Origin of the sequence: Caballeronia insecticola (assembly GCF_000402035.1) — a bacterium.
Classification (GTDB): domain Bacteria; phylum Pseudomonadota; class Gammaproteobacteria; order Burkholderiales; family Burkholderiaceae; genus Caballeronia; species Caballeronia insecticola.
The window spans coordinates 702,872-727,456 of sequence record NC_021289.1; the positions used below are offsets into that span (position 1 = coordinate 702,872).

Here is a 24,585-nt window from a genome sequence, read left to right on the forward strand (position 1 = left end):
CCGCGTCATCGCGCGTGGTGATTCACGCTGTCGCGGAAACCGGTCGATACAACTTTACGCCAGATTCGCCGGCAGCTTGCCGCCATTGACAGCCAGCGCAGTCATCAACTGAGCGTGCAACCACACGTTCATGCTGGCCGAGTCGTTCATGTCGCCGGTGTACTTGAGTTCTTGCGCCAACTGCTTGCGATGATCAAGGCTGCTGTCGATGCCCAGTGCCTTCATCGTGTCGACGATGGACGCGCGCCAGTTCAGCGACTGGCCGCATTCCGCGACGCATTGATCCATCACCGACGCCACATCGACGTTAGCCAGAGGGGCCGGTGCACCAGCTTGAGCCGCTGCGGGATCCGGAGTGGGATTGGCCACGGGCGCTGCCGCCTCAGGGTTGGCCTTGTGGAACAGCTTGTTCACGATGTCGCCAAAAATGCTCATTTCTCTTTCCTTTCACCGAAATTAGTCTGTTGACAAAAGCGCGCACCATCTTGAATTGGGTGGCGATCAACCTGAGAATTATGCATCAGCCCGCAGCAAATATTTCTCACGAAAGGTCAAGATTGCGAGGGACGGACATCGCCGAAATGCGGCGTAACAAGACGTGTGCCGGCATGCCGTTCGCGCCCAAAAAACACAAGGGGCATCGCTGCGCAAAGCAGCGATGCCCCTGCCTCAAAATGCCGCGATGTGTGCCGATGATCGACCGTGAGTACATCGAACGAATCGATTGTCATCCGGACGGTCGGCCTCGACCAAAGGCTACATCAGTCGCCTTCGAAACACGACGGCGCTCACCCTTCCGACCGATACCCCAGCCCATGTTCACGCAAACGCTCGACCGCGGCGTCGTCGAAGCCCCAGTCGCGTAACGCGGCAAGCCCGTGTTCGCCCCGCTGCGGCGCGGCCTTTGCGATCGTCGATGGCGTCGCCGAGAAGCGCGGCGCAGGCGCGGGCTGAACCACCCCCGCCACCTCGACGAAGCTGCCGCGCGCACGATGCTGCGGGTGCGCAGGCGCTTCCGAAAAGCTCAGCACAGGCGCGACACACGCGTCGCTGCCTTCGAACACGGCACACCATTCGTCGCGGGTACGCGTGAGAAAAGCTGCGGCAAAGCGTTCACGCAGCACCGGCCAGCCGCTTCGGTCGTGCTGCGCGGGCAGGCCCGCATCCGCGAGACCGAGCTTCGACAGCAACTCCGCATAAAAGCGCCCTTCGACCGCGCCCACCGACATGTAACCGCCATCGCGCGTTCGATAGCTGTCATACCAGGGCGTGCCGCCATCCAGCAGATTGCTGCCGCGCTCTTCCCGCCAGTTGCCCGACGCGAGCAGTCCCCAGATCACCGAGCCCAGCTGCGCCGCGCCCTCGATCATCGCGGCATCGACGACCTGGCCCTCGCCGCCGCGCTGCACGTTGAACAGCGCCGCCACCACGCCCAGCGCCAGCAGCATGCCGCCACCGCCGTAATCGCCGACGAGGTTCAGCGGCGGCACAGGCGGACCGTCGGCCCGGCCGATGCCCGACAGCACGCCCGACAGCGCGATGTAGTTGAGATCGTGGCCCGCGCGCTGCGCGAGCGGGCCCGTCTGCCCCCAGCCCGTCATGCGCCCGTAGACGAGACGCGGGTTGCGCGCCAAGGCGGCTTGCGGTCCGAGCCCGAGGCGCTCCATGGTGCCGGGGCGAAACCCTTCGATCACTACATCGGCGCGCGCCATCAGATCCAGCGCAGCTTCCGCCGCCTGCGGGTCCTTCAGATCGAGCGTGACCGAGCGACGGCCGCGCCCCGTGACGTCCGCACGCTTGCCGTTGGTCTTCGGCCCCAGGTCCTGCGGCGCGAGCGGCCTGTCGATACGCAAGATGTCCGCGCCCATGTCGGCGAGCAACATGGCGCCGAACGGCCCCGGTCCAATGGCCTCGAATTCCAGCACGCGAATACCGCTCAACACTCCCATCGTCTCTCCCTATTTCGTTTTGCATCACGGCGAAACGGGTTCGCCGTCGATGATTTCGGGTTTGGCATTGCCTGCGTAAAAGTAAGCCAGAAAACGCGGCGGAGGGGACCACCCGGGCGGAGTGGCGAGGGCGGGGGAAACGCGAGCCGTGTGCGGTGATCGAACCATACTACCCGAAGCGCGGTAACGGCCGTCCTGCCGATTGGCCTGAGAACACATGCCGAGGCAATACTTCGTTTAGCACGAATTCAATATGGATAATCTTCCGTGCGAAGAGGCTCTGTACGACAGCACCCGCTTGAGCCGTTTCGCGGGGCATCGATCTAGTCAAAACGATTCATTGGTAATGCTTACCAACCATGATTCGATTGGGCCGAACTTATTTTCTTAAAAAGCCTCATTCGCCTGTTTAGGCGCGCGTCGCCCGCATCCGGGTGCTCGAATTACGTTTATGTCCAGGACGACGATCCTTAATCAAGGTGTTCGCTCAAAAGAGCACACTAAACGACATCAGCCATCTGCCTTTAAATGCCATTCCATTCTGTTGAAACACGGGCGAGCGTTATCGCAATTTTTAATCTCTTTGCAATGCGGTCTGCATATACTGATCGAACGGATCGAGCATGACGATCCGGATCATTAATAACTTCAAGAATCGTGTTCTGAATTCACACAGTTATTGGAGGCAGGAATGAAATGGAGAGTTGCAGTTTTTCAAATATTCACGTCTTTCTTCGCATGCATGGCAACAATGGCGGCTGCCCCGTACGCTTGGGCCGATAGTGCCCCTCCCAATCCGTTTCTGTCGGCACCGGTCTACGCAATTACCCACTTCGATTCAGCGCAGACGAATGACTTCCCTTACCCCGTCTCGACGAGTGCCTATAACGTCAATACATTACTGCCCGCGACGCCTCAAGTACCCGCAGGCCCGATCAATCTGATGACGCTGGCATCGACCGATCCCAATTACATGTGGGGTGTGTCAGCGACAGGCGTCAACTATATGTCGTTGGCCAATAATACTTTGACGGCGGCATCGCTTCCCTATGTGCTTCCCAGCGTGACTGCGCCGGTTCTCAATCTGGTGACGAGTCTTCTCAGCTCACCGATTACTACCCTGCAACAAGCTCAGAACATTATCAGCCAGTTGGGTCTGGCGGGAGGCGGAGGTCTTCCGTCGGCGTATAGCGTCGTGGATAAAAACAACATTCTCTACACCAATTACGGCAGCATGATTTACGCTTTTGGCGTCAACGCGCTTAAACAGATTACAGTAAAAGGGATGTTGAATACGGGGCTTTTCCTGCAAAGCGGCGAGTCGATTACCGGCGTGGTCATGACGTATGACGGAAAACTTGTTGTGCTGGGTTCTCATTCTGCTACCGTGGTCGATCCTGGCGGCTTCAATCAGGGGCAAAGCACATACTCCGGGATCATGTCCACTCAGCAGATTAACTCGGGCGAAACCATCAGCAATTCCGCAGCAGTCGATCCCGACGGCGGCATTTACATCGTTTCGAACGCGACAATGTATAAGTTCGTCTGGACGGGTACTACGCTCTCCAACAGCGCATCTAATGGCGCCTGGTCGTCGTCATACCCAAGTGGCGACACCTATTTTACGGCGTTTGGTTCAGGCTCGGGCAGCACGCCTGCGCTAATGGGTTTTGGAAGCGATCCTGATCAACTCGTGGTCATCACGGATGGCAAAGCGCGCATGCATCTGGTCGCTTTCTGGCGCAATGGCGTTCCATCGGGTTTCACGCCGCCCTTTCCCGCTACGCCTCAAATTGCAGGAATGATCCAGGTCAATTGCGGATTACCAGCAGGCCAGCAAATTCAGACCGATCAGTCGGTATCTGTTTACAACTACGGCGCCTTCGTGGTGAATAATATTGCCGCATCCAATTCGGGCACGACTCCGCTAGTCGATAATCTGCTCCGTGGCACCGCGATCTATCCTTCGCCGCTCGGGGTGGAGCGTTTCCAATGGGACACCGGTTCGCATAGCTGGAGTTCGGTTTGGTCGCGCCCGGATATATCTTCCAACAGCATGGTGCCCGCCATTAGCAGCGGTCCAGGCGTTTCCAATACTCAAGTATTCACAAGCGGTAATTACGGCATGACAACCGGCCAGGGATGGGTGGTGACAGGAATGAACTGGAACACGGGCGCGACCCAGTTCCAGGTTGTCATGGGATCCAGCATCGTGGGGAATGGATTCTATGGATTGATTCAGTTTTTGCCCAATGGCGATCTATTATTTAATAGCTTTGTCGGGCCTACGCGGGTCAGAATTCCGGCATCAGGCTCCTCAGCCTGCGTACCGATGGCGCTGACAGGCATTTGCCTATGATATGAATCTTCGTAAAACGTGGTCGGCCACGCATCCCGTCAAGATAATTTGCGGCACTGGGCGTTATTCCACCGCGCGCGTCCTGTTCGCCCAATACGGCGCGCGTAAGTCGCGTTTCAAAACCTTGCCCGCGCCCGACAACGGCAGTCGATCGCGGAACTCGACCGTCTTCGGGCATTTATAGCCGGCGATCGCCTGACGGCAATGCGCGCGCACCTCGTCCTCCGCGAGCGCCGCGCCCGGCTTGCGAACGATCACCGCGTGCACGGCCTCGCCCCAGACGTCGTGCGGAATGCCGATCACCGCGCACGCCGCCACCGCCGGATGACGCACGATCACGTTCTCCACTTCGGCGGAATACACGTTTTCGCCACCGCTGACGATCATGTCCTTGATGCGATCGACGATATAGAGATAACCCTGCGCATCCATATAGGCGCCGTCGCCGGTATGCAGCCAGCCGTCGCGCACGGCCTGCGCGGTTTCATCGGGCTTTTTCCAGTAGCCTGCCATCACGTTCGGTCCGCGCACGACGATCTCGCCGACGGTGCCGCGCGGCACTTCATCGCCGTGTGCGTCGACGACTTTCACCATCAGGCCCGGCAGACCGCGCCCAATCGAGCGATACAGCCCGCTCTTGCGCCCCGCTTCATCGTGATTGGCAGGCGGGTTCGCCGAAACGCTCGGACACGCCTCGGTCATGCCGTATGAATGCGCCAGTTCGACGCCCGGCAGCGTGCCGATCACGCGGTCGAGCAGCGCCTCCGGAATCGGCGATGCGCCGTACGTCAGCCTCCGCAGACTGCCGAGATCGGTACGCGCGAAGTCGGGATGATCGAGCAGCGACTGGATCATGGTCGGCACGAGTAGCGTTTCGCTCACGCGCTCGGCGCCGATTGCATCGAGCACGGCGCCGGCGTCGAAGGCGGGAATGATGACGTGCGCCTCGCCGGCCATGAACTGCACCAGCGCGCGGCCGAGTCCCGCCGCGTGGAAGAACGGCGCCGCGTGCAGAACCGCGCTGTCGGGCAATGGCGCGGATTCGGCAATCCGCATGACGCACGACGACCACATGTTCAGATGCGTCTGCATCACGCCTTTCGGAAAGCCGGTCGTGCCGCCGGTGTACATGATGCACGCGAGGTCCGCGCCACCCCGGCCGGCATCCGCCACGGGAGATGCAGCCGCGATCAGCGCGTCGAACGCGTGCATGCCGGCGGGCGCCGCGCCGTCGCCTGCGTGAATCAGCATCGGCGGCGTGCGTACGAGCGCGGACACCGCGCGCGCCATGTCGACGAAATGATCATCGACGATCAGGATTTGCGTATCGCAATCATCCAGCGAATAAGCGATTTCCGGCGCGCTCCAGCGCGTGTTGACCGGATTGAGCACGCCGCCGCCCCACCACACGCCCATCGCGTATTCGAGGTAGCGGTCCGAGTTGAGCGCGAGCATGCCGACCCGGTCGCCCGCCGCCATGCCGAGCCCGCGCAACGCGGCGGCGAGGCGCGCGACACGATCCGCGAATGTGCGGAACGTCGTGCGGCGTCCTTTGAACGTGATCGCGAGCCGGTCCGGATTCTGTTGCAGCGAACGATGCAGGCCCTGAGTCAGATACATGCGTTGTCTTCCTGCCGTGTGGGTGCGCACGTGGCGCGCCAGACTATCCGCGAAATGCGGGCGTGCGTTTCTCGATGAACGCAGCCACGGCTTCCCGATGATCCGCCGTCTGATGCGAAAGCGCCTGATACGCCGCCGACATCTCCAGCAATGTATCCAGACGGCAATGCATGCCCTCGCGCAGCAGCCGTTTCGCGAGCCGCACCGCGTGCGGCGGATTGGCGGCGATCGTGCGCGCGAGACCCTGCGCGACGTAGAGCAGTTCGTCATGCGCGACGACTCGCGAAACCAGATTCCATTCGAGCGCCTGTTGCGCGTCGATCGTCTGGCCGGTGAAGGTCAGTTCCGCCGCGCGCGACACGCCGACGATGCGCGGCAGCAGCCATGCGCCGCCATCGCCGGGAATGATGCCCAGCTTGACGAAACTCTCGGCGAACTTCGCGCGCTCGGACGCGATGCGGATGTCGCACATGCACGCGAGATCGAGCCCCGCGCCGATTGCCGCGCCGTTGACGGCGGCGATGACCGGCACTTCGAGGTTGAACAGCGCCAGCGGCAGTTGCTGAATGCCGCGCCGGTAGTCCTGCCGAATCTCCATGCCGGGCATGTTGCCTGACGCATGCCGCTCCATGTCGTGGATATTGCCGCCCGACGAAAACGCTGTGCCCGCGCCCGTCAGGATCACGGCCCGCACGGAACGGTCGGCTTCGATCCGTCCTATCGCTTCAAGCAATTCCGCCACCGCCGTGTTGCCGGTGAGCGGATTGCGCCGCTCCGGTTCGTTCATCGTCAGCGTGACGATGTGTTCATCTTGCTCGTAACTCAAAAACTTATTCATAGGATGCCTGATCGTCTTCGCTGATGAAAAGATTTGCCGCCCCGGTTCGTCTAAGCGGCGACGCAATGCGGCGCGGTGCGCGCGAAATCCACGATCGTGCCGTGCTCCTGCGCCAGGACGGCGCTTCCCACCACGCCGTTCCAGAAGATCTCCGAGCCATCCGCGATGCGCCATTCGTGCATCCTGCGCGTGTAGAGCTGGAGATCGTATTCGGCGGTGACACCGATTGCGCCATGCAGCGCATGCGCCGTCGCGGCGATCAGCGGCACGGCCATGCTGGTGCGAGCCTTGCCGATGGCCGTCGCGAGCCGTTCGGGGACGGCGCCCGTGCCGCTGAACGCCAGCGCCGATGCCATTCCCGCCGACGCCACATGCTCGGCCATCACGCTCAACTGGTGCTGGACCGCCTGAAACTTGCCGATGGATTTGCCGAACTGCGAGCGATCGTTGCAGTACTGGAGGGTCATCGCGAACACGCGATCCATGGCCCCGGCGATGGCGGCCGCATGGATCGCCGCGCTGAACAGCAGCACCTCCGCGCCGTTCGAGCCGAGTGCTACGGGCACGGCGCCCGAGCGCCAGCGAAGCGTGCCGCAAGAACTTCCGTGTACGCCGTCCGGCTCGCGCTCGGCCTGCGTCGCGTCGAGCAACAGCAGCGCGCCATCGACGTTGGCGAGCACGTTGTCGCAGATCATGCCGAACGGCACCTGCGGCGCTTTCAGCGAGCCGTCCGCGCGACGCAGGCAGCTACCGGCGAGCGTCGTCATTCCGGCCGGGGCCGTCACGCCGCTGTCGCGCAACAACGCGCGCGCCGCGATGCTCTGTGCCAGCGGCACCGGCACCGCATAGCGTCCGAAGGCCGTGAAAATCGGCTCGATCGACGACAGCGGCAGTCCGGCGCCGCCCGCGCTTTCCGGCGTGAGCAGTTCCAGAAATCCGGCTTCCTCGACTGCGTTCCAGATCGACGCAGCCGAGCCGCCGTTTTCGATGGCGCGCACGGCCTCGGAAGTGGCGCGGTCGCGCAGAATAGCTTCAATGGCTTCGGTGAACATGCTGGTCTCTTTCGTGTGTCCGGATGGTTAGCGCAGGCCCAGTCCGCGCGCGATCATGCCGCGCAGCACTTCGCGCGTGCCGCCACGCAGCGAGAACGTCGGTGAAATCTGGCTCAGGTAGGCCACCGTGCGATACAGCTCGGGGTCCACGGTGCGTGCGGGATTCGCGCCGAGCATGGCTTCGAGTTGCGCGGGAATCGCCTGCTCGAACTCGGTGCCGATGTCCTTGACGAGCGCCGCCTCGACCACCGGGCTCTCGCCGCGCGCGAGCCGCGCCGTGATCGCGATCGACAGACAGCGCAACGTGGCCAGTTGCGTCGCGAAGCCGCCGAGCAACGCAAGCTCGGCTTCGCCCGTGCCGTGACGGCGCAACTGTGCGCGCCAGCAATCGAGCAGCACGACGCTCGAATAAAGCCGCTCCGGTCCGCTGCGTTCGAACGCGAGTTCGGCCGTGACCTGTTCCCAGCCAGCGCCTTCGTCGCCGATCAAGGCATCGTCGGCGAGCAATACGTCGTCGAAGGTCACTTCCGAAAAGTGCGCGTCGCCGGCGAGATCGACGATCGGCCGCACGTGAACGCCCGGCAACGACAGATCGACGATGAATTGCGACAAGCCCTTCTGCCGATCTTCCGGCGCGCCCGACGAACGCACGAGCGCGATCATGTACTGGCAATGCTGCGCGTTGGTCGTCCAGATCTTGCGTCCGGTGAGACGCCAGCCGCCGTCACAACGCACCGCGCGCGTGCGCACGCTCGCGAGATCGGAACCCGCGTCGGGCTCGCTCATGCCGATGCAAAAAAACGCGCGCGCGGCGCAGATGCGCGGCAAGTAGAAGTCCTTCTGCGCCTCGGTGCCGTAGCGCAGGATCAACGGACCGCTCTGACGGTCGGCAATCCAGTGCGCGGCGACGGGCGCGCCCGCGGCCAGCAGTTCCTCGACCAGCACAAAGCGGCGGAACGCGTCCATGCCCGCGCCGCCGTAGCTCGCCGGCAGCGTCAGCCCGATCCAGCCGCGCGCGGCAAGGCGGCGGCTGAAGTCGGCGTCGAAGCCCATCCACGAGCGGGCGCGTACATCGGCGGGCGCGGACGGCAAGTGTTCATCGAGAAACTGCTTCACTTGCGCGCGAAAGGCCTCGGCCTCGGCGGGCAGCGCCGTCAGGTGGAAAGCATCCAGCAGGTTGTTCACGTCTCGCTCCAGATTGTTTTTTGGTCGGCGTTCTGCATGCGCGCGTCAGGCTTGCCCGGCGTAACGCTCGCGCAGCGCCTGCTTGTAGAGCTTGCCGGTGGGCAGGCGCGGCATCGTGTCGATGAAGTCGATCGAGCGCGGCACCATGTAGCGCGCCACGCGCGTGCGCAGATACGCGAGCAGCGCGTCCGCAAGCGCATCCGATGGCACGACGCCCGGCACCGGCTCGACGATCGCCTTGACCTGCTCGCCCATTTCGGCGTCGGGCACGCCGATCACGGCGGCGTCCTGCACGTCGGGATGCACGGCGAGCGCGTCTTCGATCGCTTGCGGATAGATGTTGACGCCGCCCGAAATGATCATGAACGCCTGGCGGTCGGTGAGATACAGATAGCCGTCGCCATCGACATGGCCGATATCGCCGACCGCCGTCCACGCCGGATGACGCGGATGCTGTGCGGCACGGGTCTTGTCGGGATCGTTGTGATAGTGAAAAGGCAAGTGGTCGCGTTCGAAGTAGACGACGCCGTCTTGCCCCGTTGGCAGTTCGTTGCCTTCTTCGTCGCAGATATGGATCACGCCGAGCAACGCGCGCCCGACCGAGCCCGGATGCGCGAGCCACTCTTCGGTGTTGAGCGTGGTCACGCCATTGCCTTCGGTGGACGAGTAATACTCTTCGATGATCGGCCCCCACCAGTCGATCATCCGCCGCTTGATTTCTTGCGGACACGGCGCGGCCGCGTGGATCGCCACCCGATGACTCGACAGGTCGAACGCAGCGCGCTGCGCGGGAGCGAGCTTGAGCAGGCGGATCAGCATGGTCGGCACCCACTGGCTGTGCGTGACGCGATAACGCTCGATTGCCCGCAATGCGTCGAGCGGATCGAACTTTTCCATGAACACCACGGTGCCGCCGCCGAACTGCGTCTCGATCCCGTAGCCGAGCGGCGCGGTGTGATAGAGCGGCGCCGGGGAGAGATAGACCGTTTGCGCGTCGAAGCCATAACGCTCGAACTGCGGCCGACGCGCGGAGCCGGAGCCGTCCGAGACGCGCCCCTGCGGCTGCGCGCGAATGATGCCTTTAGGGCGGCCGGTCGTGCCCGAGCTGTAGATCATCATCGCGCCGAGCCATTCGTCGGTCAGGCGCGTTGCCGGGTAGCGGCCGGTCACCGCTTCGTAGCTGCTCCAGTCGGCAATGGTGCCGTCGATCATCAGGCGCAGGCCGCAGGTCGGCATCATGCCGGTCAGTTCGGCCGCAAGCTCACGCATCGCATACGAACTGACCACGGCCTGCGCTTGACTATCCGCGATGATGCCCGCCGCCTCCGACGCGGTCAGGAAGCGGTTGACCGGCGTGATCAGCAAGCCCGAACGCAACGCTGCCCAGCACACTTCGAAGCAGCGGATGTTGTTCTCGAGCACCATCGCGATGTGGTCGCCGCGCCTCAGCCCGATTGCGTGCAGACACTGCGCGAAGCGATTGGAACGCTCGTCGAGTTCGCGGTAGGTGAGCACGTCGCCGGTGGTGCTGTTGATCGCCGCGGGCTTGTCGGGAGTCAGCGCCGCGTGGTCGCCGAGGTACTTCGGGATTTTGATCATGCACGCTCTCCTGCGCTTCGAGACGGTTAGCGACGGTTCGAGACGGTTCGAGCGCCTACGCCACCGCTACCGGAATCTCGCCCGAGGTCAGCGCGTTCGGCGCGGCCTGCTCCACCAGTTGCGGGATCAGCGCGCCAAGCTCGGCCGCATCCCAGCGTCCCTGCTTTTCGATGCGCGGACCGGCGCTCCAGCCTTCGGCCACCGTGATGCGACCGCCGCGCACGCCGAACACCCGTCCGGTGATGCCGCTCGATGCCGCGCTGCCGAGCCATGCGACCAAAGGCGCGACGTTGCCCGCGTCGAGCGGATCGAAGCCGGGCGCCGCGCCCGCGGTGAATTCGTCGCGGCGGACCGCGAAGATGTCTTCGGTGAGGCGGCTCATCGCCGTGGGATAGATCGCGTTGACCGTCACGCCGTAGCGTTCGAGTTCGCGCGCCGCAATCACCGACATCGCCGCGATGCCCGCTTTCGCCGCGCCGTAGTTGGCCTGACCCGGATTGCAGTACAGCCCCGACGACGAACTCGTATTGATGAGCCGCCCGACCCGCGCGCGTCCCGCTTTCGCCTCGTCGCGCCAGTAAGCTGCGGCGTGACGCGACGGCGCAAAGGTGCCGCGCATGTGCACGCGAATCACCGAGTCCCAGTCGTCTTCGCTCATGTTGGCGAGCGTGCGGTCGCGCAGGATGCCGGCGTTGTTGACCAGCACGTCGAGTCCGCCGAATGCGGAAATGGCCGTGTCGATCATGCGTTTTGCGCCGTTCCAGTCGGCGACGTCGTCGAAGTTCGCGACAGCCTGGCCGCCGAGCGCTTCGATTTCGGCGACGACGTCGAGTGCGGGGCCGCTCGCGGCGCCGGAGCCGTCTCCGTTGCCGCCGAGATCGTTGACGACGACCTTCGCACCCTGCCGGGCAAACTCAAGCGCGTATTCGCGCCCGAGGCCGCGCCCCGCACCGGTGATGATGACGACGCGGTCCTTGCAAAGCTGTTGCATGGCTAATCCTCAATGCTGTGTGCGATTCAAGTTGGCACGCGGCGCGCCGTGACGCCTTGCGCGCCGGAGCTTCAGTGCTTGCCGTACAAGGTCACGACGCACGCGCCGCCGAGTCCGAGATTGTGCTGAAGCGCATGCTTTGCGCCCTGCACTTGCCGACGGTCGGCGCTGCCGCGCAACTGATGCGTCAGCTCGTAACATTGCGCAAGACCTGTCGCGCCCAGCGGATGTCCCTTCGAGAGCAGACCGCCGGACGGATTGACCACGACCTTGCCGCCGTATGTGTTGTCGCCGTCGCTGACGAATTTGTCCGCGCCGCCTTCCGGGCAGAACCCGAGCGATTCGTAGCAGATGACCTCGTTGTGCGCGAAGCAGTCGTGCAGTTCGCACACGTCGATGTCTTCCGGTCCGATCCCGGCCTGCTCGTAGACCTTGTTCGCGGCCGAGCGCGTCATGTGCGTGCCGACGTAGTTGAGCATCGACGGCGGATCGAACGATGCGGGCGGATCGGTAGTCAGCGCCTGCGCGACGATCTGCACATCGGTGCGCAGGTTGTGCCTGCGGGCAAACTTCTCCGACACGAGGATCGCCGCCGCGCCGCCGCACGTGGGCGGACAGGCCATCAGACGCGTCATCACGCCGGGCATCAGCACCGTGTCGTTCATCACGTCTTCGGTCGTCACTTGCTTGCGAAACAACGCGAGCGGGTTGTTCGCCGCGTGGCGGCTCGCCTTCGCGCGTACCGCCGCAAAGGTTTCCATGCGGGTGCCGTAGCGCTGCATATGTTCGCGTCCCGCGCCGCCGAAAGTGCGCAGTGCCTGCGGCAGATGCGCGAGGTCGGCGGTCAGGCCGTGCATGATCGGCACGAAGCGCGCGCGCGTCACGGGCCGGTCGTCCCAGTGCGACTTCAACGCGCCGGCCTGCATCTGCTCGAAGCCGAGCGCGAGCACGCAGTCCGCGTCGCCGGTGGCGATCGCCTGGCGCGCCAGATAGAGCGCGGTGGAACCCGTCGAGCAGTTGTTGTTCACGTTGACGATCGGAATGCCCGTCATGCCCACTTCGTACAAGGCGGTTTGCCCGCAAGTGGAGTCGCCGTACACGTAACCGGCGAACGCTTGCTGGACGAGATCGTAGGCGATGCCGGCATCGGCCAGCGCGCGGCGGGTCGCTTCGGCGCCCATTTCGGTGTAGCTCTGGCTTGCGCCCGGCTTGGCGAATTGAATCATGCCGACGCCTGCCACCAGTACTTTTTCGCTCATGTTGCTGCCTCGAAAGGTAGGAGAACTCAAAGCTTGCGCGAGATCAGATCGCGCAACACTTCGCTGGTGCCGCCGAAGATGCGTGTTACACGCATGTCGGCGAACGCACGGGCGATCGGATATTCCAGCATGTAGCCGTAGCCGCCATGCAGCTGCACCATTTCGTCGATGCACTTCCACATCGCTTCGGTCGCGAAGAGCTTGGCGATCGCCGCTTCCTGCAACGTGAGCTTGCGCTCCATGTGCTCGCGAATGTAGTAATCGACCAGCGTGCGGACCGCAACGGCTTGCGCCTTCACGTCGGCCAGTTTGAATTTGGTGTTCTGGAAGTCCCACACGGTCTGATTGAACGCGCGGCGGTCCTTCACGTATTGCAGCGTCAGTTCGAGTTGCCGCTCCAGCTTCGCCGCGCAATACACCGCGATGATGAGCCGCTCCTGCGGAAGCTCTTCCATCAGATGGATGAAGCCGCCGTTCTCGTTGCCGATCAGGTTGCTCGCGGGTACGCGGACGTTATCAAAGAAGAGTTCGGCGGTATCGGCGGCGGCCTGGCCAACTTTCTCCAGCTTGCGGCCACGGCGGAATCCTGCGCGGTCGGTTTCGACCATGATGAGGCTCACGCCCTTCGCACCCGCCGACGGATCCGTCTTGCAGACCACGACCACCATGTCGCAGTTCAGGCCATTCGAAATGAAGGTCTTGCTGCCGTTGATGACGTAGTCGTCGCCGTCGCGTACGGCCGTGGTGCGGATCGATTTCAGATCGGAGCCGGTGCCGGGCTCGGTCATCGCGATCGCGAGAATTTTTTCGCCGCGGCAGATCGGCGGCAGCCACTTGCGTTTCTGTTCTTCCGTGCCGAGGCGCGCGATATACGGCGCGGTGATGTCGGAATGCACGGAATAGCTGAAGCCCGACACACCCGCGCGATGCAGCTCTTCCGCGACGATGGCCGAATGCCCGAAATCGCCGCCGCCGCCGCCGTATTCCTCCGGCACCGTCACACACAGCAGGCCTTCGCGGCCGGCCTTGAGCCAGGTTTCGCGATCGACGCACCCGGCTTCGTCCCACTGAGCCTGACGCGGCAGGCACTCGCGTTCGAAAAAACGCCGCGCGGTATCACGCAGCATTTCGTGATCCTCGCGATAGACATTACGCTTGACTTCCACCGGACGCTCCTCATCGATTGATTGCGTTCGCAGCGCGGGCCGGTCCGGCATCGTCGGCATGGTCGGCTGGCTGCTTTCGTGAAGGCATTGTGCGCGGCAGGAAGCGTGTGCAAGCCTACCCTCGTGGAGTGGGATCGGCGGGTGGGAGTTAGCGTGCAGCGGCGTCGCGCATCCTTGCGACGGCGCCATCGCGGCCCGTCACTTCCAGCTTCCGGTAGATGTTCTTCAGATGCCACTTCACCGTATCGAGCGACACGTCCATCACGCGTGCGATCTTCTTGTTGGGCAGCGCGAGCGCGAGCAGACCCAGCACTTCGTTTTCGCGCTCGCTCAGCGACTGGATCGGCGCGTGCATTTCCGCCGTGTGCGGTTCGTCAGATGCCGCTGCCTGTGCGGCGTCGATCAGCCGCTGCGCATAGAAGCCAAGCACGGGGTCGAAGTCCGGCTCGAGCGGCAAGCCGCCGAGCATATGCCGGTATTCGCCGAGTTCGTCCAGCAGGCTGCGCATCAAACCGAGCCGATGACCCACGCGCAAGGCTCCGATCAAATGCTCGCGCGACGCCTGATGGTTGTGGCGGCCCTTCTCGGCAATCGACATCTGCACGCGCAGACCGGCCACGCGACACCATCGGCCGCCCGCTTCGGACAGCGCGTGAAGCGGCTTCAGGCGACGCATGGCGCCTTCGAAATCGTTCAGATGCAGACACATGCGGATGCGCGCGAGATCGGCGCACACGCTGATTTCCCAAGCTGTGCTGCGCACCGCGCCCGCATACCGCGCCGCCAGCGCTTCGCAGCGCGCGACCGTTTTTTCGGCTTCATCGGGGCGGCCTTCTTCCAGCAGCCAGCGCGTACGCAAGCACAATGCGTTGGCGAGCAGACGATCCACGCCGTGACGTTTCGCGTGTTCTTCGAGCCGGTCGAGACACGCGCGCGCATCGATGCGGCGTCCCGCGAACCAGTGCGCGCGGGCGAGCACGATCAACGCACGCAGGACCGTATCGGGAATCGACACGCGCCCGAGCACGTCGATGCGTTCGTCCAGCAGACGCAGTGAAGCATCGACGTCGCTGAGTTCGTAGAGCGCCTCGCCCAGCAACGCCGCCGCCATGCACGCGATGCCGACGTACGCCTGCCCCTGCTGTTCCGCCTGCACGAGCACGTCGCGGAACACGCGCTCGGCGAGCAATACCTGGCCTTCGGCGGCATGCGTCATGCCGCCCATGCAACGACCGAGCAGAATGCCGCGCGGCGCGCCGCCATGTGCCGCGCCTTCCTCCAGAACCTTGCGGGCCTGCTCATGCTCGCCGCGATGAATGAACATCCACGAAAGGATATTGGCGCGCGCGACCCGCGTGAAATCGTCCGCGCCGGGCGGCACGCGCTGCAATTCAGGCAATAGCGCGACGACGAGATCCGTATCGTCCCGTTGTAGCGCGACGCCGCCGCGAAGCAGCGCGAGCGCATAACGCCGACGCGGATCCGGTCGCTCGCTCAGTGCGGCGATTTCCCGAATGCTCTGCATCAGCGCGTCGGTTTCACCGGCGTACATATGCAGATACGCGGCGATCACGCGCAGATCGAAGCGCTCCTCGATCTGCGCCGGCGGCAGACGTCGCACCAGACCGGCAAGCTGGCGAAGCTCGCCGCGCGCGAGCAGATCGTGCGCGCATCCTTCGACGAGATCGCCGGCGGCCTGCGCGTTGTCCGCCAGCACCGCATGATGCACGGCTTCATCGACGTGGCCGTGCGCATCGAGCCATTGCCACGCCGCCGCGTGCAGTTCGCGCAGTTCCGTGGCCGGCAGCCCGGCAACCCGGCGCTGCAAAACCTCGCGCAGCAGAGGATGCAGGCGATACCAGGTGTCGCCGTCCTGACCGACACTGCTGCGCGTGATGAACAGGTTGTCGTCTTCCAGGCGACTGAGTCTGGAGGCGACGTCCACAACGGTGCCTGCATGCCGCAGCAGGCTTGCGCAAAGCGGCGCGCAAAATCGCTCGCACAGCGCGGCACGCGTGAGCAGAAGCAGATCCTCGGCTGCGAGCCGGACCAGCACTTCGCGTTCGAAGTAATGGGCGAAGGTTTCGGCATCGCGCACGGTCGCGGGCGCGAAGGCGCTGCCTTTGCGCGTCTTCAGGTCGATCGCGAACAACTGCAAGCCAGCCGCCCAGCCGTCCGTCAGTTCATGCACCGTTCGCGCGTCGCGCCGGGCGATCTCGCCAAGTTGCTCGCGCAAGAACCGCTCCGATTCCTCGGCCGAAAAACGCAAGTCATGACGATCGAACTCGGTCGCCAGACCTTGCGAACGCAGACGCGCCAGCGAGACGGGCAGCGAACGCCGCGATGCCAGCACGATGTGAAGCTGCGGCGGCGCGTAGTCCACCAGCCAGTGCAAGGCTTCGACGATGCGGGGGTTCTGAAGGCAGTGAACGTCGTCGAGCATCATCACCAGTTCGCGCTTGCGGCGAGCGATGCCGCGTACGAGCGTGATGACCCAATGTTCGACGGCAGTTTCGTCGCTCTTGCGTCCGACCAGCAATTCGGCTTCGCGCACGATTGCCGGATCGACGGTCGCCAGGCTTGCCAGCAAACCGTGGAAGAACGCGGTCAGGTCGTCGTCTTCGGGAGCGAGCGAGAGCCAGGCGACGTCGAAGTCGAGTGTGAGCATCGACTGCCGCAGCGCCAGCATCGTGCTGGTCTTGCCGCTGCCGGCCGGGCCCTGCACGACGACGCAACGATGCCGGCGCGCTTCGAGCAGACGGGCCATCAAGGCTTCGCGCGGCATGAGTTGCCGTGCACAACGAGGCGGTATGGACCTTCCGCTCGATACGGCGTCGAAGGAGCGTTCGGGCGGGACGCCCAAATCTAATGGATATTCTGCGAAATCGGACATGCTCGGAAAACGAAAGAGGCCGGGATCGTGCGCAAGGTCAGACGACACGTGCACTCGCAGAGAAGTGTGGTCGACCGAGTATAGATTCGCCACGCGATACTTCGAAGCGAAGCGCGGGTCACCCACCCGATGCGGGTGGGTGGTGGTCTTTTAGGTCCGGATGCGTCTCCGGTTCCGGGATGCCGGGTGCAGGATTGCTTCGACCGTACTAATCAGGAGGTCGACTTGCTGTCTCGACTCGTCGGCAGCATTCGGATCAACGTCCCGTCTCGCAAGACGAGGTGATGATATATAGCCGCGCAAACGTGCAGCACGACCAGCGCAAGCAGCACCCAGGCGAGATTGGCGTGCCAGTCGCCCAGTGCGTGGCCGAACCGCGAACCCGGTGACGACAGATACGGCAGGGGAATCCTGGCAAACAGCGCAACGGGCCAGTCGCGTGACGAAGCGTTGGCCCATCCCATCAGCGGCAGGACGATCAGAAGCGCGTAGAGCGCGATGTGAGTCAATCCAGCAAGCGTTCGCATGACACGGGGTGACGTCGCTGGTTCGGGTGGCGCCGGGTGCGCGACTCTCCAGGTAAGACGGACTAAAACAAGCAGTAAGATGACCACGCCGACGCCCAGATGCCAGGCGATCAGGCCAACTGGCTTTGTATCGCGATGGACCTCGGGCATGGACCAGGCGAGCACAAACTGAACAAGAAGCAATCCCGCAGTTAGCCAGTGAAACACGCGTGCCGGCGCGTTGTACACGAGTTGCGAATCGTTTCTCATGTAATACCTCTTATCACGACTGTAGGTTTGAAGGCCGAAGGCCGCTACTATCTGCCCCCTTTCCTTAACACAAGCTTAGGGTCGTTTAAAGAAGCCACACGCCATTCAGGGCGTGTTCGCGTCGAGAGTCGGTATGAGACGCAGCAAAAGAACGCCGACGTGTTCCTGTGGCTCTGCCGCGATGCCTCGCGCTACGTAACGAGTCAGTCCAATCCCGTCGATGGCGGCTTCATCTTGCGACGAGCTTGACATCACGAAAACGCGGACTGATAAACCTTCGGCGTCACGCCGGTCAACTGCTTGAAGACGCGCGTGAAGTGCGACTGATCCGCAAAGCCGGTTCTAGCGCCGACCTCTGCAATCGGCCTGCCTTTGCGGAGCATCGGCATTGCTGCACGTAAGCGCTCCTGCTGCTGGAATGCATGTGGACTCAGGCCCGCTTCGCGCACGAACGCGCGCAAAAGCACGAACGGAGTGACGCCGAATTCGGCGGCGAGCGTAGACAACGTCACCTTCGCGTGAAGGTCTTCGCGCAAACGGCGTCTGATCGCACGCACCAGCGCCGGCTCGCTGCGCACCACGGGCAGATCGCCCGCGCGCCCGGGCCTGCGCGCATGCAGGCCGACGATCGCGCAGGCCAGCGCTTCACTGCGCTTGAAGGGATCGTCGTCTGTTTCGGAGCACCAGTTCACGCCATAGAGATGGCGCGACAGTTCCGCATCGACGATAAACGGACTCGCCAGTTCGAATCGCTCGCGCCGCGGAATGCCGAGCCGCTCACAGTAGGCCGCGAGTTCCGCAGGCTGCACGTGCTCGACGCGCATCTTCCATGTGCCGTCACCGGCGGCGGCGCCTGAATGCACGACGTCGGCATCGACAACGACAACGACAACATCGCCGCGCTTGCATACGCGCCGCTGCCCTCGAACGTCGACCGCCAGTTCACCGCCGGTAATCACCGCGAGGCAATGCGTATCGTGTGCGTGCGGCGGATATCGATGGCCGACGAACTGGCCCTTCAGCATGACGGCGTCCATGACGTCGGGCGCGCGCCAGACCTTGACCGAACGAATCGTCGATGCAGCTTTCATGATGAAACCGTCCGTGGAAGTGCTCTGAACACGTCATCATAGGCCTCGATCCGCGGCATCGTCATACGTGGCTGCGCCTCGAGGCTATCGACGAAGCCGCACCAGCGCGCCAGCGTGTCGGCGCGCTCGGCGTCCGCGCAATAGGGAACGTGCCACGCAAAGAACGGTTCGAGCACGTCATAACCCACATATCCCAACGTGCCTTGCAGCAGATGACGCAGCATGCCGCTCGCGAGTTCGCCATGAATGCCTTGCGGACCGAACATGTGTTCCCGTCCCCCGAGGCTTACGCCAATCACGGCGCGCTTGCCCGTCATGCCGCCGCGTCCGTAGATGCGCTTGCCGCCATACATTGCGCCCGACAGGAAGCATCGGTCGATCCAGCCTTTGATCAGCGCGGGCACCGAGAACCAGTAGAGCGGGAACACCAGCATGAGCGTATCGCTGGCGAGCAGCGCGTCGACTTCTCGCTGCACGTCGGGTGAAAGCGCATCGTGCTCCAGCGCGTGACGCTGCTCCAAGGCATAGACGAGATAGTCGCTGTTAGCGCGTTCGGTGAACTCGCTCGCGCGAACCACGGGATCGAAATTCAGCGCATACAGGTCCGAAAAGCTCACATCGTGACCGCGCGACGTCAGTGTGCGTTCTGCTTCGCGGGCCATTGCCGAACAGAACGAACGGGGCTCGGGATGAGCGTGAACAAGATGCACTTTAGCCATGAGGAATCGGTCTCCTGATGCACGCCGGGATGAAGGCATTGAGATGAAAAAACTCTCGCTCGATCGCCTCTTTTGCCGGTAACGTGGCGCCGTCAAGAATCAAACGCCGCGTGGTCTGCAGCGCATTCGGCGATTTGGCGGCGAGGCGCCGCGCGTAGTCATTTGCAACCGCGCGCACGTCCGCGTCCGGTACGACGCGGGAAACGAATCGGCGCTGCAAGGCTTCCGATGCCGTTATCGCGCGGCCGCTCATCAGCCAGTCGCGTGCGGCGAGATCGCCTATTCTGCGCGCCAGCAACGCGGTCGCCCCCGCTTCGGGCACGATGCCGAGATCGGAAAACGGAAACCGGAAGATCGCGCTTTCGCCCGCGACGACCCAATCGGCGTGTAGCAGCATCGTGGCGCCGAATCCCACCGCCGCGCCATTGACGGCGGCAATCAGCGGCTTGGGCTGCTCGGCGAACGCGGCGATACATCGCCGGACCGCACCATCGTCGGCTTGCGGCCACAGTGCGGCGAACGCGGCGGTGTCGTGTCCCGAGCAGAAGCTTTCATCGGTTCCGTGCAGCAGCACGCAGCGCACGCGTTCGTCGCCTTGTGCGAGGCGCAGCGAGTTCGCCAGCGCGTCGAACATCAGACCGTCGAGCGCGTTGCGCTTGTCGGGGCGATTCAAGCCGATAGTCCATATCTGCCCGATAAGCTCCGATGCAATGCGGGCGTCCATCATGCAAACAGCGATAAACCGCCGACCAGTTTGCTGACACGGTTCTTCGGCCCGATCAGACCGACCGCCAGATACTGAAGCGCATCGTCGGCGTGCGTCTGGATGGCATCGAGGAACATGGCGTAGTCCGTGGTGGCCTGCCCTTGCACGGGAAAGTCCACTACGTCACAGTGGGCGAGCGATTTTTGACGAAGCTCGCTCAACTGAAGCGCGCTTGCCTTCAGGACCGGAATGCCGATGGGGATGAGGCCGGGGTGCGCCGTGCCATCGCGTTCGAGCAAAGGCGCACCGACGAGATGACTATGACGCTGCCCCAGCGTGAACGCGACCACAGCGGCCGCGTTCGACGCTCGACCGGCGGGCAGCGCTTCATCCACGACGATCACACAACGTTCCGGCTTTGGCTGCGCTTTTTGAGCGTTCGCTTCGAGTGCTTCGGTATGCAATAGCAACGTTCCTCTCCTGAAAAATCGACCTTGGAGAGCATGCTATGAGTTTCGTTACCGAAAGTATTGGACGATTTTGCAGCGGGCCGCGCGGGACGACGTGCCAAACCCCTCACTGCATCGAAGCGACGGCTTCGTCCGTACTGATGACGCCATGCGCGAGAAACGCGTAGTTGATCATCGCCGCCTTGTAGCCGTCGCCCCAAACGGGATGACGCGGCCCCGCGGTGGCGTCGCTGACGACATGCACTTCGAAGCCTTGTTCGAGCAGGTCGCGCAAATGAGATTCGACGCACATATTGGCCAGCATGCCGCCAAGAACGATCCGCCGAATGCCTCGCTTGCGCAGTTGCAGCACGAGATCGTTGGTCTGAGGACCGAATACCTTGTGCGGACTCACGACAACCGTCTCGCCGTCGTCGATATACGGCTTGAACTCGTCGAGCCAGTCGGCGCCGGAGCCTTCGAAACCATCCAGGCTCAACGTACCGCTGCGAGCAAACGTACCGGTGGCGAATTCATCGGTTTCCAGCGGCCCGTTGAACTTCCAGTTGCGATCCGTCGGGAAGAAATAATGCGGCGAAATGAAGACGCCGTACTTCGCCGACTTTGCCGCCTTGAATATTCGAAGCATGTTTTCTACGGTCTTGTTCTCCGTCACGCTTGCTCCGACCGCGCCCCAGTTCTTGCCATTCTTGCTCAGGACATCCACTTGCGGGTCGATGAAGACGACCGCCGTCTCGCTTCGATCAAAGTTCACTTTGGGCCTCCGACAAGTTGCGGAATGACTCGACGCCGATGGTGCCACGCGCCTTCGTCTGCTTGCTTGCGTTGCATTCGATGCTTCGGGCTTCGACGCAGAATCGGCATCCGGCGACCGGTCCGTTCGGACGGGCGAAAAGGCAACCGTATTGCGTCGCGTCGAGAATAGACCTAATCCGCAGGCGTTGCCAAAATCACGCAATGCATGACGACGCCCACGCCAACGCGCCGACATCGACGTTCCGTTGATTCATCAAGAGTACAAAGACTTCTGGCCGATTTACGCTCAGGCACCCGCGCTGTTCTCAGCGGACAGCGTCATCTCGTACTTCGCTCGCGGACGCAGCAGGAAAGCCTGCGTGCGCTGCTCCATCACGTGCGCGACCCATCCGGCCGTGCGGCTCACGATCCAGATTGCGGTGGCCGAGCCGTCGGGCATGCCCAATGCGCGGGCGAGCGTCACGAGGCCGAGCGACACGCCCGGATGCGCGTCCAGTTCCCGTCGCATACGCTCCAGAAACGCGAGCGTCACGCGTGCGCGCTTGCGTGCGGCGGGCGCCGAATCGCGTTGCGCCGCAATATGTTCGGCCGTCTGCAACATCAGATCCGCACGAGGATCGCCGCCCGGATACAGCGGATGGTTGAAGCCGAACAGGCTCGCGCCGTATTCGCGCACGCGTTCGACACGCGAATCCAGTTCCGACCATGGCTCGCACAGCAGCAGCGTTTCGACCTTCTCCGTGCCCGTACCGGTGGAAAAGCCGATGTGCGAGCCGATGGCCGCCGCCACGCAACTGAAGATGTCCGCATTGGTCGATGCAGCCACGCGCGCCGAAAACGTCGCGGGCGCCAGTTCGTTGTCGGCAAGCACGACGAGCGCCGTATTGATCGCGCGCAGCGTGTCGGCGGTGACTGCAGCACCGGCGGCACGCAGTATCTGACCCGCGATGCTTTCGTTGTCGGCGCGCGGGCAGAATGCCTGCTCAGGCCCGAGAAAGCCGATACAGCCCGCCATGCTCTGCAACATCAGGCGCGCGGCCTGCACGGCGCCGCCGTCGGCAATCTCTCGCGTGCCGCGTCCCTGCATCGCGAGGGCAAAGGGCACCATGCCCAGCAATGCGCCAATGTCGCCGCTCACGACCCTGCCCTCGTAGACCGACAAGGAGCGCAGCACGTCGGGCGGCGTCGCGAGCGGCGACCAGACCGCGAGGCCGCTTTGCCAGACGCCGGTTGCGAGCAGATGCACGACCGATTCGAACGCGGCCCCCGAGTTGGCCAGATCGACCGCGAGCCGGTTGCGATAGCGCGGCCCGTGCGGCGTGACTTGCGTGATCGCGGAGTGCAGCACCGGATCGCCGAGACGTAATGTCGATTCGGCCACCGCGCCGGTGGGCGGACGGCCGCGTTTGCGCGCGGCGAGCCGTTCGATGTCGCGCCGGAGATAAAGGCGCTTGCGGCCATCCTCGGCGGGCGTCGCGCGAATCAGCCCACGGCTGACGTAGGCGTACAGGGTCGCCGCCTTGATGTTCAGCCGCGCGAGCGCTTCCTCGCACGTGAGCACATCGTTCCAGTCTCGCTCGCTCATGTTCCTCCCCGCCAAAGTCCCGCCGGAGCGCAAAAAAAATCGATATATTGATTTTAAAACTCAATATTGATAAATACAAATTGCGCCTATAAAGTGGGCTTCGGAACACCATAAAAGGCACCGCGCGCCGTATCGGCGAGAGCGGCAAGCCACTCATATCCGGAGACACCGCATGACCCTGGACACGACGCCGGTTCAGCGCAAACGACTCGATCTGCGCGACACCCTGCAGGCCGCGCCGCTCGGCGCTTTTCATTTTCGCCTCGCCATCCTGCTCGCGCTGATCCTTTGGTACGACGGTTTCGATCTGTACAACGCGTCGTACATCGTCCACGACGTGGCTCCCGCCTGGCATTTGTCGCCGAGTCAGATCGGCTTGCTGCTTTCGTGCGGGCTCGGCGGCTTTGCCATCGGTTCGGCCGTGTCGGGGCTGTTCGGCGACCGGTTCGGACGGCGTCGCGTGATCCTGCCCGGCGTCTGGATATCGAGCGTGATGAGTCTCGCCATCGCACTGTTCGCGCACGATCTGGATTCGTTCGTGGCGTTGCGCATCGTCATGGGCATCGCGCTCGGTCTGTTGATGCCGATGTGCGTGACCTACATCAACGAGATCGCCCCGAAGCGTTCGAACAACGTCTTCACGATCGGCTTTTTCTCGCTCGGCTGGATCGGCGGCGCAACCAGCTCCGGTTTCATCGCGGCGTGGCTGATGCCGCGCTTCGGCTGGCAAAGCATGTATTACACGGGCGCGCTGGCCATGGTGCTCGCCGTTGCGTTGCAGTTCGTACTGCCTGAATCCGTCGCTTTTCTCGGGAGCCGCAACCGTCAGGACGACGTGCGCGCGCAACTCGCGCGCTTCTGGCCGGCGCGCGCCGCGGAGTTTCGCGATGCCGAACTGGTCGTGCCCGCGCCGACGGTCAAGGCCGGCTCGTTCCGTGCGCTGTTCGCCGCGCGCTTTCGTCGTCAGACGCTGTGTTTCTGGGCGATGGGCGCGCTCTCGCTGTTTTCGTCGTATGGATTGTCGGGCTGGCTGCCGACGATCCTGCTGAAGCGCGGCGAGAATCTTTCGAGCAGTTTTGCCTACGGTTCGCTGCTGGTGTTCGCTTCCGCGTTCGGCAGCCTGCTCTCGGGCTTCATGGCCGACCGTATCGGCAACCGGCGTCTGGCGATGTCGATTGCGTGGCTGCTCGGCGCGAGCGCCATCGCGATGCTCGCGGTGATGACGGGCGGTCAGCTCTTCTGGGTCATCGCGATGGCGGGCATGTTCGTGATCGGCACGCAGACGGTTCTCAACAACCTCGTCGCGGTGAGTTACCCGACTGAAATCCGCAGCACCGGCGTCGGCGTTTTCTTCGGCATTGCGCGCTTCGGCGCCATGTGCGGACCAGCGATCTCGGGCGTGCTGCAACAGGCGACAGGCGGCCCCGGCGCGATGTTCGTCGTGCTGGGCGGCGCGCTCGTGACGGCCGCTGCGCTGGTGTTTCTCGTCGAGCGCCCGGAAAACCTGCCCGATGCGCCCGCCTTCGGACACTGACCCGTCCCGACGCGACATCTCACGCGCGAAGAAATGT

At 63.4% G+C, this 24,585-nt stretch carries 19 protein-coding genes and 2 pseudogenes; 3 read left to right on the top strand and 18 right to left on the bottom strand.

What is annotated here, in order from left to right:
* Nucleotides 1–54 precede the first annotated feature (54 nt).
* Both BRPE64_RS27830 and BRPE64_RS27835 read right to left on the bottom strand, forming a co-directional pair.
* Nucleotides 55–435 carry a DUF3597 domain-containing protein gene (locus BRPE64_RS27830; protein ID WP_044043459.1) on the bottom strand — a complete coding sequence of 127 codons (381 nt, stop codon included), beginning with the start codon at nucleotides 433–435 and terminating at the stop codon, nucleotides 55–57.
* A gap of 353 nt (nucleotides 436–788) precedes the next feature.
* Nucleotides 789–1,949 carry a CaiB/BaiF CoA transferase family protein gene (locus tag BRPE64_RS27835; RefSeq protein ID WP_044043461.1) on the bottom strand — a complete coding sequence of 387 codons (1,161 nt, stop codon included), beginning with the start codon at nucleotides 1,947–1,949 and terminating at the stop codon, nucleotides 789–791.
* A 149-nt stretch (nucleotides 1,950–2,098) separates the two neighbouring features.
* Between BRPE64_RS27835 and BRPE64_RS33840 the strand changes: the two are divergent.
* Together BRPE64_RS33840 and BRPE64_RS27840 are read left to right on the top strand one after the other, a co-directional pair.
* Nucleotides 2,099–2,265: pseudogene (locus BRPE64_RS33840) on the top strand (IS5/IS1182 family transposase); the annotation flags it as partial.
* 375 nt (nucleotides 2,266–2,640) lie between these two features.
* The gene (locus BRPE64_RS27840) at nucleotides 2,641–4,308 is read left to right on the top strand and encodes a hypothetical protein (protein ID WP_016348320.1); all 1,668 of its coding nucleotides are present in this window, start codon (nucleotides 2,641–2,643) and stop codon (nucleotides 4,306–4,308) included.
* A gap of 63 nt (nucleotides 4,309–4,371) precedes the next feature.
* Here the strand turns inward: BRPE64_RS27840 and BRPE64_RS27845 are convergent, their stop codons facing one another.
* The 16 genes and pseudogenes from BRPE64_RS27845 to BRPE64_RS27920 all read right to left on the bottom strand — a co-directional run bounded on the left by BRPE64_RS27845 (nucleotide 4,372) and on the right by BRPE64_RS27920 (nucleotide 23,014).
* The gene (locus BRPE64_RS27845) at nucleotides 4,372–5,928 is read right to left on the bottom strand and encodes an acyl-CoA synthetase (protein WP_016348321.1); all 1,557 of its coding nucleotides are present in this window, start codon (nucleotides 5,926–5,928) and stop codon (nucleotides 4,372–4,374) included.
* A gap of 43 nt (nucleotides 5,929–5,971) precedes the next feature.
* Complete coding sequence (locus tag BRPE64_RS27850) at nucleotides 5,972–6,766, bottom strand: crotonase/enoyl-CoA hydratase family protein (RefSeq protein WP_016348322.1); 795 nt, start codon at nucleotides 6,764–6,766, stop codon at nucleotides 5,972–5,974.
* 50 nt (nucleotides 6,767–6,816) lie between these two features.
* Nucleotides 6,817–7,821: pseudogene (locus tag BRPE64_RS27855) on the bottom strand (acyl-CoA dehydrogenase family protein); the annotation flags it as partial.
* A 24-nt stretch (nucleotides 7,822–7,845) separates the two neighbouring features.
* Nucleotides 7,846–9,003, bottom strand: coding sequence for an acyl-CoA dehydrogenase family protein (locus BRPE64_RS27860; RefSeq protein ID WP_016348324.1), 1,158 nt, complete (start codon nucleotides 9,001–9,003; stop codon nucleotides 7,846–7,848).
* A gap of 45 nt (nucleotides 9,004–9,048) precedes the next feature.
* Nucleotides 9,049–10,602 carry an acyl-CoA synthetase gene (locus BRPE64_RS27865; RefSeq protein WP_016348325.1) on the bottom strand — a complete coding sequence of 518 codons (1,554 nt, stop codon included), beginning with the start codon at nucleotides 10,600–10,602 and terminating at the stop codon, nucleotides 9,049–9,051.
* Between the two features lie 55 nt (nucleotides 10,603–10,657).
* Complete coding sequence (locus tag BRPE64_RS27870; protein WP_016348326.1) at nucleotides 10,658–11,593, bottom strand: SDR family oxidoreductase; 936 nt, start codon at nucleotides 11,591–11,593, stop codon at nucleotides 10,658–10,660.
* A 71-nt stretch (nucleotides 11,594–11,664) separates the two neighbouring features.
* Complete coding sequence (locus BRPE64_RS27875) at nucleotides 11,665–12,852, bottom strand: lipid-transfer protein (protein ID WP_044043463.1); 1,188 nt, start codon at nucleotides 12,850–12,852, stop codon at nucleotides 11,665–11,667.
* Nucleotides 12,853–12,878: 26 nt separating this feature from the next.
* The gene (locus BRPE64_RS27880; protein WP_044043787.1) at nucleotides 12,879–14,018 is read right to left on the bottom strand and encodes an acyl-CoA dehydrogenase family protein; all 1,140 of its coding nucleotides are present in this window, start codon (nucleotides 14,016–14,018) and stop codon (nucleotides 12,879–12,881) included.
* 148 nt (nucleotides 14,019–14,166) lie between these two features.
* Nucleotides 14,167–16,803, bottom strand: coding sequence for a LuxR C-terminal-related transcriptional regulator (locus tag BRPE64_RS27885; protein WP_016348329.1), 2,637 nt, complete (start codon nucleotides 16,801–16,803; stop codon nucleotides 14,167–14,169).
* A gap of 320 nt (nucleotides 16,804–17,123) precedes the next feature.
* Nucleotides 17,124–17,687, bottom strand: coding sequence for a cytochrome b (locus BRPE64_RS27890; RefSeq protein ID WP_044043467.1), 564 nt, complete (start codon nucleotides 17,685–17,687; stop codon nucleotides 17,124–17,126).
* Nucleotides 17,688–17,938: 251 nt separating this feature from the next.
* Nucleotides 17,939–18,778: an AraC family transcriptional regulator gene (locus BRPE64_RS27895; RefSeq protein ID WP_016348331.1), complete on the bottom strand. Its 840-nt coding sequence runs from the start codon at nucleotides 18,776–18,778 to the stop codon at nucleotides 17,939–17,941.
* A complete protein-coding gene (locus BRPE64_RS27900; RefSeq protein WP_044043469.1) occupies nucleotides 18,775–19,497 on the bottom strand; it encodes an NAD(P)H-dependent oxidoreductase in 723 nt (240 codons plus the stop codon). The genes BRPE64_RS27895 and BRPE64_RS27900 overlap by 4 nt, the downstream gene beginning before the upstream one ends.
* Nucleotides 19,490–20,224, bottom strand: a complete 735-nt coding sequence (locus tag BRPE64_RS27905) for an enoyl-CoA hydratase/isomerase family protein (RefSeq protein WP_016348333.1) — start codon at nucleotides 20,222–20,224, stop codon at nucleotides 19,490–19,492. Before BRPE64_RS27905 ends, BRPE64_RS27900 begins: the two co-directional genes overlap by 8 nt.
* Nucleotides 20,221–20,673 (bottom strand): DUF2000 domain-containing protein, encoded by a 453-nt coding sequence (locus BRPE64_RS27910; protein ID WP_144063555.1) that lies wholly within the window; start codon nucleotides 20,671–20,673, stop codon nucleotides 20,221–20,223. The genes BRPE64_RS27905 and BRPE64_RS27910 overlap by 4 nt, the downstream gene beginning before the upstream one ends.
* A 106-nt stretch (nucleotides 20,674–20,779) precedes the next feature.
* Entirely contained in the window at nucleotides 20,780–21,427 is a 648-nt protein-coding gene (locus BRPE64_RS27915; RefSeq protein ID WP_016348335.1) for a cysteine hydrolase, read from the bottom strand.
* 288 nt (nucleotides 21,428–21,715) lie between these two features.
* Nucleotides 21,716–23,014 (bottom strand): citrate synthase, encoded by a 1,299-nt coding sequence (locus tag BRPE64_RS27920; RefSeq protein ID WP_016348336.1) that lies wholly within the window; start codon nucleotides 23,012–23,014, stop codon nucleotides 21,716–21,718.
* Between the two features lie 172 nt (nucleotides 23,015–23,186).
* Here BRPE64_RS27920 and BRPE64_RS27925 point away from each other — a divergent pair, with 172 nt between their 5' ends.
* Nucleotides 23,187–24,548, top strand: coding sequence for an MFS transporter (locus tag BRPE64_RS27925; RefSeq protein ID WP_016348337.1), 1,362 nt, complete (start codon nucleotides 23,187–23,189; stop codon nucleotides 24,546–24,548).
* Nucleotides 24,549–24,585 lie beyond the last annotated feature (37 nt).

Coding starts and splice junctions, on each gene's coding strand:
- BRPE64_RS27865 (WP_016348325.1), bottom strand. CDS start 10,602: ATGATCAAAATCCCGAAGTACCTCGGCGACCACGCGGCGCTGACTCCC.
- BRPE64_RS27850 (WP_016348322.1), bottom strand. CDS start 6,766: ATGAATAAGTTTTTGAGTTACGAGCAAGATGAACACATCGTCACGCTG.
- BRPE64_RS27920 (WP_016348336.1), bottom strand. CDS start 23,014: ATGAGCGAGCGAGACTGGAACGATGTGCTCACGTGCGAGGAAGCGCTC.
- BRPE64_RS27835 (WP_044043461.1), bottom strand. CDS start 1,949: ATGGGAGTGTTGAGCGGTATTCGCGTGCTGGAATTCGAGGCCATTGGA.
- BRPE64_RS27890 (WP_044043467.1), bottom strand. CDS start 17,687: ATGAGAAACGATTCGCAACTCGTGTACAACGCGCCGGCACGCGTGTTT.
- BRPE64_RS27870 (WP_016348326.1), bottom strand. CDS start 11,593: ATGCAACAGCTTTGCAAGGACCGCGTCGTCATCATCACCGGTGCGGGG.
- BRPE64_RS27925 (WP_016348337.1), top strand. CDS start 23,187: ATGACCCTGGACACGACGCCGGTTCAGCGCAAACGACTCGATCTGCGC.
- BRPE64_RS27875 (WP_044043463.1), bottom strand. CDS start 12,852: ATGAGCGAAAAAGTACTGGTGGCAGGCGTCGGCATGATTCAATTCGCC.
- BRPE64_RS27905 (WP_016348333.1), bottom strand. CDS start 20,224: ATGATGGACGCCCGCATTGCATCGGAGCTTATCGGGCAGATATGGACT.
- BRPE64_RS27885 (WP_016348329.1), bottom strand. CDS start 16,803: ATGCCGCGCGAAGCCTTGATGGCCCGTCTGCTCGAAGCGCGCCGGCAT.
- BRPE64_RS27895 (WP_016348331.1), bottom strand. CDS start 18,778: ATGAAAGCTGCATCGACGATTCGTTCGGTCAAGGTCTGGCGCGCGCCC.
- BRPE64_RS27840 (WP_016348320.1), top strand. CDS start 2,641: ATGAAATGGAGAGTTGCAGTTTTTCAAATATTCACGTCTTTCTTCGCA.
- BRPE64_RS27830 (WP_044043459.1), bottom strand. CDS start 435: ATGAGCATTTTTGGCGACATCGTGAACAAGCTGTTCCACAAGGCCAAC.
- BRPE64_RS27845 (WP_016348321.1), bottom strand. CDS start 5,928: ATGTATCTGACTCAGGGCCTGCATCGTTCGCTGCAACAGAATCCGGAC.
- BRPE64_RS27900 (WP_044043469.1), bottom strand. CDS start 19,497: ATGGCTAAAGTGCATCTTGTTCACGCTCATCCCGAGCCCCGTTCGTTC.